The 11,852-nt window shown below is 71.6% G+C and carries 12 protein-coding genes and 1 pseudogene; 8 read left to right on the top strand and 5 right to left on the bottom strand.

Translation table 11 applies throughout. From position 1 onward, the window contains the following. Window positions 1–42: 42 nt before the first annotated feature. From ACODR5_RS07150 to ACODR5_RS07165, 4 genes are all read left to right on the top strand, one after another. On the top strand, window positions 43–258 hold the full coding sequence (locus ACODR5_RS07150; protein ID WP_488983213.1) for a heavy-metal-associated domain-containing protein: 216 nt from the start codon (window positions 43–45) through the stop codon (window positions 256–258). An 88-nt stretch (window positions 259–346) separates the two neighbouring features. Continuing rightward, the gene (locus ACODR5_RS07155) at window positions 347–2,347 is read left to right on the top strand and encodes a heavy metal translocating P-type ATPase (protein WP_488983169.1); all 2,001 of its coding nucleotides are present in this window, start codon (window positions 347–349) and stop codon (window positions 2,345–2,347) included. A 126-nt stretch (window positions 2,348–2,473) separates the two neighbouring features. Further along, window positions 2,474–2,899 carry a cupin domain-containing protein gene (locus tag ACODR5_RS07160; RefSeq protein WP_449854260.1) on the top strand — a complete coding sequence of 142 codons (426 nt, stop codon included), beginning with the start codon at window positions 2,474–2,476 and terminating at the stop codon, window positions 2,897–2,899. Between the two features lie 64 nt (window positions 2,900–2,963). Continuing rightward, window positions 2,964–3,872, top strand: a complete 909-nt coding sequence (locus ACODR5_RS07165; RefSeq protein ID WP_449854259.1) for an NADP-dependent oxidoreductase — start codon at window positions 2,964–2,966, stop codon at window positions 3,870–3,872. A gap of 124 nt (window positions 3,873–3,996) precedes the next feature. On the opposite strand, the gene ACODR5_RS07170 is transcribed toward ACODR5_RS07165, so the two are convergent. Both ACODR5_RS07170 and ACODR5_RS07175 read right to left on the bottom strand, forming a co-directional pair. Continuing rightward, a complete protein-coding gene (locus tag ACODR5_RS07170) occupies window positions 3,997–4,314 on the bottom strand; it encodes a GNAT family N-acetyltransferase (RefSeq protein WP_449854258.1) in 318 nt (105 codons plus the stop codon). Between the two features lie 108 nt (window positions 4,315–4,422). Beyond that, window positions 4,423–5,448 carry a zinc-dependent alcohol dehydrogenase family protein gene (locus tag ACODR5_RS07175; protein WP_488983170.1) on the bottom strand — a complete coding sequence of 342 codons (1,026 nt, stop codon included), beginning with the start codon at window positions 5,446–5,448 and terminating at the stop codon, window positions 4,423–4,425. Window positions 5,449–5,646: 198 nt separating this feature from the next. Between ACODR5_RS07175 and ACODR5_RS07180 the strand changes: the two genes are divergently transcribed. Next, window positions 5,647–6,531, top strand: a complete 885-nt coding sequence (locus ACODR5_RS07180; protein ID WP_488983171.1) for a helix-turn-helix transcriptional regulator — start codon at window positions 5,647–5,649, stop codon at window positions 6,529–6,531. Window positions 6,532–6,559: 28 nt separating this feature from the next. Here ACODR5_RS07180 and ACODR5_RS07185 read toward each other — a convergent pair whose 3' ends face one another. After that, window positions 6,560–7,087 carry a hypothetical protein gene (locus ACODR5_RS07185; RefSeq protein ID WP_488983172.1) on the bottom strand — a complete coding sequence of 176 codons (528 nt, stop codon included), beginning with the start codon at window positions 7,085–7,087 and terminating at the stop codon, window positions 6,560–6,562. 187 nt (window positions 7,088–7,274) lie between these two features. On the opposite strand from ACODR5_RS07185, the pseudogene ACODR5_RS07190 reads away from it, so the two are divergent. Beyond that, window positions 7,275–8,116 (top strand): annotated as a pseudogene (locus ACODR5_RS07190) (cbb3-type cytochrome c oxidase subunit I). Between the two features lie 42 nt (window positions 8,117–8,158). Further along, entirely contained in the window at window positions 8,159–8,299 is a 141-nt protein-coding gene (locus ACODR5_RS07195; protein ID WP_488983173.1) for a hypothetical protein, read from the top strand. 33 nt (window positions 8,300–8,332) lie between these two features. On the opposite strand, the gene ACODR5_RS07200 is transcribed toward ACODR5_RS07195, so the two are convergent. Continuing rightward, complete coding sequence (locus ACODR5_RS07200) at window positions 8,333–9,406, bottom strand: FUSC family protein (RefSeq protein ID WP_449854268.1); 1,074 nt, start codon at window positions 9,404–9,406, stop codon at window positions 8,333–8,335. 15 nt (window positions 9,407–9,421) lie between these two features. Further along, window positions 9,422–10,801: a serine/threonine-protein kinase gene (locus tag ACODR5_RS07205; protein ID WP_488983174.1), complete on the bottom strand. Its 1,380-nt coding sequence runs from the start codon at window positions 10,799–10,801 to the stop codon at window positions 9,422–9,424. 220 nt (window positions 10,802–11,021) lie between these two features. On the opposite strand from ACODR5_RS07205, the gene ACODR5_RS07210 reads away from it, so the two are divergent. Further along, window positions 11,022–11,777: a lytic murein transglycosylase gene (locus ACODR5_RS07210; RefSeq protein WP_488983175.1), complete on the top strand. Its 756-nt coding sequence runs from the start codon at window positions 11,022–11,024 to the stop codon at window positions 11,775–11,777. Window positions 11,778–11,852 lie beyond the last annotated feature (75 nt).

Here is an 11,852-nt window from a genome sequence, read left to right on the forward strand (position 1 = left end):
CTCTGCCTGTCGTTCCTTCCTGGTAACGACCGTCTACAAGAAGTGTCACACCCCATCCTCCGCGCGGAAGGTTTTTCCTGCCCCTGCGTGGCCAAGATCGAGAAGCAGGTCGGCCGCCTCAAGGGTGTCCAGAACGTGAAGGTCCACTTCGCCTCCGCCCGCATCGAGATCGACCACGACGCCGAGCGCGTTTCGGTGGATGACCTTGTTGCCGCCGTCGTGAAGGCCGGCTACAAGGCCACGCCCGCGGCCTTCTAACGCCAGCGGGCCCCACAGGGCCCGCTCACATTTCCCCCTTCATCCTGCCGGTACGCCGGCTCAAGACGCAGAAAGGTCGTACCCGAAAGTGAACAGGCTCCAGAAATGGGTCTATGGAAACTGGTCCGTTCCCGTCGTGTCCGGCGTGCTCATCATCATCTCGTTCGCCCTCCAGTGGCTGGGCGGAGGTGTCGCCAACCTCGCCGTCAGCCCGCAGTGGTGGCTGGACGCCGGCACCCACGCCGCGCATGCCAGCGCGGCCTTCACCCTCGGGGATGTCTTCATGATCGCCGCGGCCGCCGTCGCCGGCTACGGGATCGTACTCAAGGCGGTTCGCGCGCTGATCGCCAAGGTCATCGGCATCGACCTGCTGGTGTCGGTCGCGGCCATCGGCGCTGTCATCATCGGCAACTTCTGGGAGGCCGCGGCGGTGACGTTCCTGTTCGCCATCGGCCACGCCCTGGAAGCTGCCACCTTGAACAAGACGCGCTCGGCACTGGCCGAACTGGTCGCTGTCGCCCCGGATTCCGCGACCGTCGTGCGCGACGGTCAGCAACAGGAGGTCCCTGCCGCGCAAGTGAGAATGGGCGAGATCGTGCTGGTCAAGAACGGCGCGAAGGTCCCCGTCGACGGTCGAGTCGTCTCGGGCACCGGCGCCATCGATGAGGCCTCGATCACCGGCGAATCGATCCCGGTGGAAAAATCCAAGGGCGGACAGGTCTTCGCCGGCACCGTCTCCCGCGGCGGTTTCCTGCAGGTGCTGGCCACCGGCATCGGGGCCGATACCACCCTAGCCCGGATCATTCACCGGGTCGAGGAGGCCCAGGACGCCAAGGCCCGCACCCAGGCGTTCATCGACCGCTTCTCCGGCTGGTACACCCCCGCGGTGATGGTGCTGGCCCTGGCGGCCGGACTGATCTCCGGCGACGTGGTGCTGGCCCTGACTCTGCTGGTCATCGGCTGTCCCGGCGCCCTGGTGATCTCCATCCCGGTCGCGATCGTGGCCGGCATCGGCCGCGCCGCCCGCAACGGCATCCTGATCAAGGGCGGCGAATTCCTGGAGACCTCGGCGAAGATCTCCGCGGTCGCCGTGGACAAGACCGGCACCCTGACCGAGGGACGCCCGCAGCTGACCGACGTCGTCGTCCTGGACTCGGCGTTGGAGCGCAGCGAGGTGCTGCGCTGGGCTGCCGCCGCTGAGGCCGGCTCCGAACACCCGCTGGCCCGTCCCATCCTGGACACCGCCCAGGCCGAGGGAGTAGGCCCGCACGGCATCCCCGGCACGGTCACCCCGGTCCCCGGCAAGGGCATCGTGTCCGATGTCGACGGTTGGCGGGTGCTGATCGGTAACCCGCCGCTACTACTCCAGTACGGCGTTGTCGATGACGGCAGCGCCGCCCAGGCGGCGGAATCGCTGGCCGCCGAGGGCAAGACGCCGATGATCGTGGCGGTCGATGACAAGGTGATCGGCGTCGTCGCCGTCGCCGATCAGGTCCGACAGGATGCACCCGAGATGGTCGCCCGCCTGCACCGGGCCGGCGTGGAGAAGGTGGTCATGCTCACCGGTGACACCCGGCTGGTGGCCGAGGCCGTCGGGAAGGCGACCGGGATCGACGAGATCCACGCCTCCCTGCTTCCCGAGGACAAGCTGGACGTGGTCGCGCAACTGCAGCAAGAGGGCCACACGATCGCCATGGTCGGCGACGGCGTCAACGACGCCCCGGCCCTGGCCACCGCGAACATCGGCGTGGCGATGGGGGCGGCCGGCTCGGCCGTAGCCGTGGAGACCGCGGACATCGCCCTGATGGGCGACAACCTGCTCAAGCTGCCGGAAGCTATCGGATTGGCCAAGCGGACCGTGTCCGTCATGCGGCAGAACATCGCGATCGCCCTGATCACCGTGGTGCTGCTGCTGGCCGGCGTCTTCGCCGGCGGAGTGACCATGTCGATCGGCATGCTCGTCCACGAAGCCTCCGTACTGGTGGTCATCGCCAACGCGATGCGACTACTGCGCAACGCCCGCGGCTCCACCACGATGCCCAAGAGCGAGAGGACCACCGGAACAGCGGCGCAACAGGTCCACGCCTGACATCGAACCCGCGTAAGCGGCAAACAGGTACCCAGCCGCTACCGCTCCCGGCGCGGGACACACCGACAAATTCACAACAACGACCCGAACACCGAAAACGAAAAACGCAACTGGAGGAGAGCAATCATGAACGGAAAGAACTTCACCCTGGGAGACAACGTCGAGCATTTCACCATCGCGGACGTGGCCCGGGACAACCCCGACTTCCGGAAGGTGCTGTGGACCGGTGAACACGCCCAGATCGTGGTGATGACCATCCCGCCCGGCGGCCAGATCGGCGACGAGGTCCACGAGCACACCGACCAGATCCTGACCTTCGTCTCCGGCACCGGCGAAGCCGATCTCAACGGCCACACCCACCCCATCGATGCCGGTGACCAATGCGCGGTACCGGCCGGAGCCCGGCACAACTTCCGCAACACCGGCGACGAGCCGCTGCTGCTCTACACCATCTACAGCCCACCGGAGCATGCTGCCGGCGCCGCCTTCGCGACCCGGGAGGAAGCCGACGCCGCCGAAGCCGCCGGTGAGGACGAACCCCCTCGGCTCTGACCCCCATCGTCACGTTATCTAGGGCACTAAGACACACCGCTCAGATCAGAAGGAGATCGCATTCATGTCCAAGGTCTACGTCTTCACCGACTACGGCGGACCCGAAACCCAGCAGCTGATCGACCGGCCTATTCCGGAGCCTGGACCCGGGGAACTGGCCATCGAGGTCCGGGCCGCCGGTGTGAATCCGGCCGACTGGAAGATGCGCGAGGGCCGGCTGGGTCGTGCCTGGTCGTTGCCGGCGCCGATGGGCCGTGAAGCCGCCGGCGTGGTCATCGCGGTGGGCGGCGGGACCGAAGGCTTCGCGGTGGGCGATGAGGTGCTCGGCCTGGTGGCGCCCGGGCAGGGCGGACTGGCCGAGCACACGCTCTTGAGCGCCTCCACCACTGTGGCCAAGCCCGAGGAGATCTCCTTCATCGACGCCGCCACCATTCCGGTGGCCGCAGCCACCGCCTATGACGCCACCCACCAAATCGAACTGGAACCAGGCCAGACCCTGCTCTTGTTGGGCGCTGGCGGCGGGGTGGGGCTGATGGCCGCGCAGATCGGCCGGGTACACGAGTTCACGGTCCTCGGCGTGGCCGACGTGGCCAAGCGGGAACTGATCGAGTCCACCGGTGCGGCCTTCATCGGATCCGGTTCGGGCGTGGCCGATCGCGTGCGAGAAGTCGCTTCCAGCGTCGACCTGATCGTCGATCTTGTCGGCGGTGACGCGCTGCGTGCCGTCGCCGATCTGGTGGCCGATCCGGGGCGGATTATCTCCGCGGCCGATCCGGACGCCGCGGTCGAACTGGGCGGCCGGGGCTTGGCACGTACGACTGAGGCCATGGGGAAGATCACCGAGGTGATCCAGTACGGGCTGGTCGACCCCCATGCGGACACCCAGTACGACCTCAATGACGCAGGTCAGGCGATCGCAGCCGTGGAGACCGGGCACGCCGGCGGCAAGGTCGTCGTGGTTCCCGAAGGCTGATCAGCCATGCCGGGCGTGGGGGCGAGTTGCGTACTGCGGATGCCCTTACGCAACGCGTCCATCATGGCCCGATCTGCGTCGTCGCTGACGAGGGCGCGAACCTCGTCCCTGGCACGTGATGATGTCAGCCGCACTGGTGCGGACTCGCCGAACTCGGGAAGGTCGACCTGACGTGACCAGCGCCGTCGCCGTGCGTCATTGTGAAGCCGACGACCTCGTCCCCGCGGGTCGCGACGATCGTGTCGGCGATCCGCTCGCGTGACCGCCGCGCGAAGGACTCGGGCGTGCGCGCCGCGACGAGGGTTTCGGGCACATGGCCGAGGTGGGCGTCGCGCCACCCGACCCGCCAGATCGCGGCGATCGCCTCGGCATCCGCCGGCAGCGCGGGGCGGATCAGGACGTCGCTGGGCGACGGTGACCCTTCGGGGAGAGATGCCGACACCGGTCCGTTCTCGTGGCGCTGCACAGAGCCAGTACATCGCGGAGTCGCGCGCGTCGGCAAGTCGCCCGCGGGCCCGCGCGTCCGTTGCGCGCGGGCCCGCGGCCGCGGTCAGAGGGTGAGCAGCACCTTGGTGGCGCGGCGCTCGTCCATCGCGCGGTAGCCCTCGGCAGCGGCCTCCAGTGGGAGAGTGAGGTCGAACACCTTGCCGGGGTCGATCTTCCGGTCCCAGATGAGCTGGATCAGCTCGGGCAGGAAGCGGCGCACGGGGGCGGGGCCGCCGTGCAGGTGCACTCCCGTGAAGAACAGGTCGAGCCCGTCCAGCTGCACGCCGTGCGAGACGCCGACGTAGCCGACGTAGCCGCCCGCGCGGGTGGAGTGGATCGCCTGCCACATCGACTCCTGGGTGCCCACGGCCTCGACGGTGCCGTGCGCGCCGTAGCCGCCCGTCAGCTCCTTCACCTTCGCGGCGCCGGCGTCGCCGCGCTCCTCGATGATGTCGGTCGCCCCGAACTGGCGCGCCAGCGCCTGCCGCTCCGGGTGGCGGCTGAGCACGATGATCCTCTCGGCGCCGAGGTGCTGAGCGGCGAGCACGGCCGACAGACCCACGGCGCCGTCGCCGACGATCGCGATCGTCTTGCCCGGTCCGGCCTCGGCCGCCACCGCACCGAACCAGCCCGTGCCGAGGACGTCGGAGGCGGCGAGCAGCGACGGGATGAGGTCGGCATCGGGCTGGCCCGGCGTCGCGACGAGCGTGCCGTCGGCGAGCGGGACCCGCGCGTACTCGGCCTGCGTGCCGACAGCGCCCATCATCACGTTGTGGACGCAACGGGATTGGTAGCCCGCCTGGCAGATCTCGCACGTGTTGTCGGAGGCGACGAACGAGCCGACGACGAAGTCGCCCACCTTCACGTTCTTCACGTCGGCGCCGATCTCGGTGACGACGCCGACGTACTCGTGCCCCATGGCCTGCGGCGTCGCCGCCAGCGCCTCGACACCGCGGTAGGGCCACAGGTCGGAACCGCAGATGCAGCTCGCGGCCAGCCGGATGACGGCGTCCGTCGGCTCCTGGATCGACGCGTCCTCGCGCTCCTCGACGCGGACGTCGCCGGGGGCGTACATCATGACTCCACGCATGCGTGGTCTCCTTCGTGAGATCGTTCGTGCGGAACGAGGCGCCCCGCCGATGCGGCGACTGTCTCAGAGACAAGTCAACGCCCTTCCGCGTCGGAATGAGAGGCCTCAGCAGACCCCCTCACGCAGGTGCGGGGCGCCGCGCTGACGGGTTCCATCAGGCCCTCCCTCGCATCGCGTCGGAGGCATACCGTGGACGACATGGACAATCGATCCGAGGTACGCGAGTTCCTCATGACGCGTCGCGCGCGCGTGTCGCCGCAGCGGGCGAGCGTGGAGACGTTCGCCGATCGCCGGCGCGTGCCCGGCCTGCGGCGCGAGGAGGTCGCGCGGCTGGCCGGCATGAGCGTGGACTACTACACCCGACTCGAGCGTGGCAATCTGCGCGGCGTCTCGGACTCCGTGCTCGAGGCGATCGCGCGCGCCCTCCTGCTCGACCAGGCCGAGCGCGAGCACCTCTTCGACCTGGCGCGGAACGCCAACCCTGTGGGAGTGCGCCCGCAGCGGGGCCACGGCGACACGCCCGTGCGGCCCGAGCTGCACTACTTCCTCGACGCGCTCGTGACGGCGCCCGCGTTCGTGCAGAACAACCGCATGGACCTCGTCGCCGCCAACACGCTCGGCTATGCGATGTACGCGCCGATGTTCGCCGGATCCGCGCGGCCCGCGAACTTCTCGCGCCACATCTTCCTCGATCCGTCGTCGCGCGATTTCTATCCGGACTGGGATCGCGCGGCGTGGACGAACGTGACGATCCTGCGGCGCGAGGCGGGGCGCAGTCCCCACGACAAGCGCCTGCACGCGCTGATCGGCGAGCTGTCGACGCAGAGCCTGGAGTTCCGCGAGTACTGGGCGGCACACGATGTGCGCCGCCACTACGCCGGCCAGAAGACGTTCCGGCACCCGGTCGTCGGCGAGCTCGAGCTGCACTACCAGACGCTCGAGTTGGATCAGGACCCGGGACTGGCGATGACCGTGTACCTGGCGACGCCGGGATCGTCCACGGAGCAGTCGCTGCGGCTGCTGTCGGCCTGGGCGGCCACGGAGGCGGCCCCGCAGATCGCCGCCTACGCGGCGGCCCTGTGAGGCCGGCGATGACCGGTTCTGACGCACGCTAGCGGCGCAGGGCCGAGGGGCGGGGCAGGCCGAGGTCCTCGAGCAGGTCACCGAGGGCGCGGTCGAGCTCGGCACCGGCCTGCGTGAGCTTGTTGATGCCGAATGCCGCCAGAGGCGCGCTCGGCAGCTCGAGGCTCAGCACCGTGCCGGGGCGGCGGGCGGCGTGCGCCTCGACGCGGATGGGGGAGTAGAGCATGGTCCCGGCGTCGTGGCGGAACAGCCGGGCCGCGATGCCGTGATGCGCGATGAGCCACACCGCGCTGCGTGCGTCGCCGCCGGCGTGCCGCAGCAGCTCGTCGGGGCGGGAGGTCCACACGCGCACGAATCCGCTCGGCGACTCCCACTGCACGCCGCGGACGAAGGCGGACCACTCCGCGCCCTCCGCCTGCGCCGCCGCCTCCGCGTCGGGCAGCGCGGGCACGGCCCGCTCGAACGCGGCCACGAGCGCGTCGAACTGGGCGTTCGTGTCGAGCCGGATGCGTCGGGCCGCGTACTCGATCGTGCTCTCCTCTGCGGCGTAGCTCATGCGTCCATTCAACTCCGTCGCGGCCAACACGCGGCGTATACCGCCGCCGCCCGCGGCGGGCAACCCCGTGGGGCGCGGCGCATCGCGCCCGTACTCTCGACGCGATCCCGCGGTTCGCGCGGGAGCCCCGTCCGGCGACGCAGGAGCGCGCATGAGCACAGAGCAGGTCAGGCGCGAGGCCCCGCCGATGCCCGCCGCGCAGGCGCGGCTGCTCGCGAGGCGGCGCACCGAGCAGAAGGGGAACGTCCTCGTCCGGTGGATCACCTCCACCGACCACAAGACCGTCGGGTACATGTACCTCATCGCGTCGCTGATCTTCTTCCTCTTCGGCGGCGTGATGGCGCTGATCATCCGCGCCGAGCTGTTCGCGCCCGGCATGCAGATCCTGCCGACGAAGGGGCAGTACAACCAGCTGTTCACGATGCACGGCACCGTGATGCTGCTGATGTTCGCGACGCCGCTGTTCGCCGGGTTCGCGAACGCGATCATGCCCCTGCAGATCGGGGCGCCCGACGTGGCGTTCCCGCGCCTGAATGCGTTCTCGTTCTGGCTGTTCTTCTTCGGCTCGCTCATCGCGCTGGGCGGCTTCCTCACCCCGCAGGGCGCGGCCTCGTTCGGATGGACGGCGTATCAGCCGCTCGCCAACGCCACCTTCACACCCGGCGTGGGCGGCAACCTCTGGATGACTACGCCGAGGAGGACCGGTTCGGCTGGATGAACCAGCTCTCCACGGTGGGGGCCGTGCTGCTGGGCGCGTCGATGATCCCGTTCTTCCTGAACGTGTGGATCACCGCGCGCCGGGCGCCGAAGGTGACCGTGGACGACCCCTGGGGCTACGGCGGATCGCTCGAGTGGGCCACGAGCTGCCCGCCGCCGCGCCACAACTTCACGTCGATCCCGCGCATCCGCAGCGAGCGGCCCGCCTTCGACCTGCACCACCCCGAGGCTCCGGTGCCCGTGGGCATCGGACCGGCCAAGGATGCGCCCGAGGCGCCGGCGGTCGACGCGGAGGACGGCAAGACGAGATAGCCGGACCGATCGGGTGTCGGAGGCTCCCGCCAGGATCGAAGGGTGGCGGATGGAGAGCCGACGAGGATCGCGCGGGCATTGACGGCCGTCGGCTGCGCGGGGTGCGCGCTCGTCGCCGCGGCACTCGTGCTGGTGCCGGCGCTCATGTTCATCGTCGGGGGCATCGGCTGGCTGTTCCGCTGACCGGACCGGCGCCGGGGAGCGGCGACCGGGTCGTCAGAGCACGGGGCCCGACGCGTCGATGATCCGCTGCAGGCACAGCGCGGCGGTCAGCAGGCGGTCGGCGGAGGAAGGATGCGGCGCGACGCGCGCGTCCACCGTCTCGCGGAATCGATCCACCGCCTGCTGGGCGGAATCCAGCCGGCCGCGCTCGGACGGCTCGTCGGGCGGAGCCTCGACGAGATCCGCGGCGCGCGTGATGGCCTCGCTCAGCCGATCGCGCAGGTCGGGGTCCTCGGGCAGCGCGCGGGTCTCGGCGCTCACCAGGGTCTCGGCCAGCTCTCGCGTCGCGGCCGTGGTGCGCTCGAGCGCGCGCATCCGGCGCAGGTTCTGGTCCTGCACCTGCTGCCGCCCCCGCGCGCGGGGGTTGGCGACGCGGCTCTCGTCGGCCTCGCGCACCTCGTCCGCGACGGCCGCGGCCGTGGCGCTCAGCTCGCGCAGGCCGCTCTCGATCTCGTCCGGCTCGGCCTCGCCGGCGGCGACGGCGTCGGCCACCGCACGCAGCTGCGCCGCCGCGACCGAGCGCAGCGCGGAGAGCCGCTCGCTCGCGCGGCGCAGGTACAGCGGCGGGAACACCAGCAGGTTCACGGCGACGCCGACGACCACGCCGAACGCCATGGTCACGAGGTAGGAGACGGAGAACTCCTCGATGCTGCGCCCGCCGAGCAGCAGGGTGAACAGGCCCGCCATCGCGATCCACTCGCGGCCGGCGCCGAGCGCCCGGATGCCGCCGAGCGCGACGCCGACGCCGACCACGAGCGCCACGGCTACGATGCCGGGGACATCGGCCCACACGAGCAGCAGCGCCGCGATGCCCACGCCGATGCCCAGCGCCAGTCCGAGGAGCGCGAGCGCGCCGGAGCGGAGCGAGCGCGCGAGCGTGGGATACATGCTCACGAGCACGCCGAGCGGCGCGTAGTACGAGTACTCGTCGGCGGTGAAGGGGATCAGCGGGGCGACGTACCAGGCGATCGCGGCGGCGACCGCCGTCTTGGCGGCGAGCAGAAGGCGCGGCTGGTCGCCGAGGTCGCGCGCCACGGCGACCGCCGCGCCGCGGATGTCACGAGCCATGGTCACGCCGGCCGCTCAGTCCCCGCCCTTCTCGCGCTGTTCGTCCGCCTTCTTCTGGGCCTCCTCGGCCTGCTTCTGGGCCTCTTCGGCGTCCTTGCGCGCCTGCTCGTCGGCCTTCTTCTGCGCCTCCTCGGCCCTCTTCTGGGCCTCCTCGGCGCGCTTGCGCTCCTCCTCGGCGCCCTTCGCCGCCTCGTCCGGCCCGCCCTGCGGTCCGTTCTGCACGGTCTCGGAGCCGGTGCCGGAGCCGGAGTGGGCGGGCTCGGTCGCGTCGTCGTCGGCCGGAGCCGGCGGCACGACGGCGGGGGCCTCGGGCTCGACGGACTCCTCGGTGACGACGGGGGCCGCGGTGGGCGTGAAGGCGTCGAGGGCGAAGGCCCCGCCGACCGCGACCGCCGCCGCGGCGAGCGCCAACCCCGCGGCGAGCCGGCGGCGGCGAGGAGGACGCGCGGCGACGGCGGGCGCGGCGAGCGGCGCGGTATGCGGCAGCACGCTCGTCGCGGCGGGCGTGGTCTCGTCCGCGGGCATCGGGAGCGTGGGCTGCGTCGCGGTCGCGCTCGCGCGCGGGGGAGCGATGGCGCGCGCCTCGAGCGCCACCTCGATCGCCGAGGGGCGCGCGGCGGGATCGTCGGCCGTCATCCGGCGCAGCAGCGCCGCCCAACCCGACGGCAGGGCGTCGGGCAGCTCGACCGTGAGGGCGTGCCGGGCGGCGAGGGCCTCGTTGGGCGCCGAGGCCGGGAACGCACGCTCCCCGGTGAGCGCCTCGAGCAGCACGAGGCCCAGCGAGTAGATGTCGGCGGCCGGCGACGGCTCCGCGCCGCGCAGCTGCTCGGGCGCCAGGTACGACAGCGTGCCGATCACGACGCCGGGCGAGGTGAGCCGCGCCTCGCCGAGCAGGTAGGCGATCCCGAAGTCCGCGAGCTTCGCGCGGTAGACGCGCCCCGGCGTGCCGGAGGGAGCGAGCAGCACGTTCGACGGCTTGACGTCGCGATGTACCACGCCGGCGGAGTGGACGGCGTGAAGCGCCTCGGCCAGCTCGGCGCCGAGCTCCGCCACGTCGGCGGCCGGCAGGGGCCCGCGCCGCATGCGATCGCTCAGCGTGGGCCCGTCGACGTACTCCATCACGAGGTACTCGGGCCCGCCCGGCGAGAACCGGGCGTCGAAGAGGGTGACCAGGCCCGGGTGGCTGAGGGAGGCGAGGGCGATCGACTCGCTGCGCGCCGATCGGGCGCCCGCCGCCTCGAGTCCGGTGCGCATCATCTTCACGGCGACGGTGCGGCCGAGCGCCGTGTCGTGCGCGCGGTAGACGGTGGCCATGCCGCCGGCGCCGACGCATTCGCTGAGCTGGTAGCGGCCCTCGAGCAGGGGCGCGGTGCTCTCCATCGACGGTGAACTCAACTCGTCCTCCTCGGACCCGGCCGGGACGGCTTCCCTGCACCCGACGATAGAGAGGGGCGGCGAGGAGCCGCGGGGGTCTTGACGAATGCCGGAACGCGTGCAACGTCCCCGCCGGGGAGCGGCCGCCTCGCCGGCGGGACAGCGAGTGCGGGCGTCATCCGCCCATTCTCCCGCGCGGGCCGCGAGGCCAACCTCCAGCCGCCTGCGTCAGGATCGGGGGGTGGCATCCAGAAGGCGCGGGGTCGGGACGGTCGTGGGCGTGGTCGCGCTCGTCGGCGTCCTCGCCGTGTGGGGCGTGGTCACGCTCGTCGGCGCGCTGAGCGGATTCCGGCCGGCGCAGGCGTGGCGGCCGGCGACCTCGGCTCCCGCGCCGCCCGATCCGCTCTCGGCGGCCCCCGCCGAGGCGCCGGGGCCCGCGGGCGAGGCCGCGGATCCGATCTGGTTGGCCGAGACCGCATGGGCCACCGGCATCCCCGAGCGCGCGCTGCGCGCGTACGTCGCCGCCGACGCCCGCGCGCGGGCCGAGGGCTGCGCGGCCGGCTGGAACACTCTGGCCGGCATCGGCTGGGTCGAGAGCCGGCACGGCACGATCCACGGCGGCGCGGTGGATGCCGACGGCGTCGCGCGCCCGGAGATCCGCGGCATCCCGCTGGACGGCACGAACCGCACGCTCGCGATCCCCGACACGGATGGCGGCGCGCTCGACGGCGACACCGAGTGGGATCGCGCCGTCGGGCCGCTGCAGTTCATCCCGGAGACGTGGGGGAGGTGGGCGGTCGACGCCGACGGCGACGGCACGGCGAGCCCGCACAGCATCGACGACGCGGCGGCCACGGCCGCCCGCTACCTGTGCCGCCTCGACAGCACGCTCGAGGATGCCGACGCGTGGATCCGCGCCGTGCGGTCGTACAACGACACGCTCGACTACCAGACGCAGGTGGCGCGCGCCGCCGTCCGATACGCGTCCGCCGACTGAGCCCGCCGGGACGCGGACCACTACCGTTCCCGAACGCGTTGCCTGCGCGTAACCTTCGTCGGCCGATTCGTTCAC

Source organism: Microbacterium sp. FG3, assembly GCF_057809335.1.

What these genes read in the sequence shown, in the direction of transcription:
- ACODR5_RS07160 (WP_449854260.1), top strand. Translation starts at nt 2,474, where the DNA reads ATGAACGGAAAGAACTTCACCCTGGGAGACAACGTCGAGCATTTCACC.
- ACODR5_RS07165 (WP_449854259.1), top strand. Translation starts at nt 2,964, where the DNA reads ATGTCCAAGGTCTACGTCTTCACCGACTACGGCGGACCCGAAACCCAG.
- ACODR5_RS07175 (WP_488983170.1), bottom strand. Translation starts at nt 5,448, where the DNA reads ATGCGTGGAGTCATGATGTACGCCCCCGGCGACGTCCGCGTCGAGGAG.
- ACODR5_RS07180 (WP_488983171.1), top strand. Translation starts at nt 5,647, where the DNA reads ATGGACAATCGATCCGAGGTACGCGAGTTCCTCATGACGCGTCGCGCG.
- ACODR5_RS07185 (WP_488983172.1), bottom strand. Translation starts at nt 7,087, where the DNA reads ATGAGCTACGCCGCAGAGGAGAGCACGATCGAGTACGCGGCCCGACGC.
- ACODR5_RS07200 (WP_449854268.1), bottom strand. Translation starts at nt 9,406, where the DNA reads ATGGCTCGTGACATCCGCGGCGCGGCGGTCGCCGTGGCGCGCGACCTC.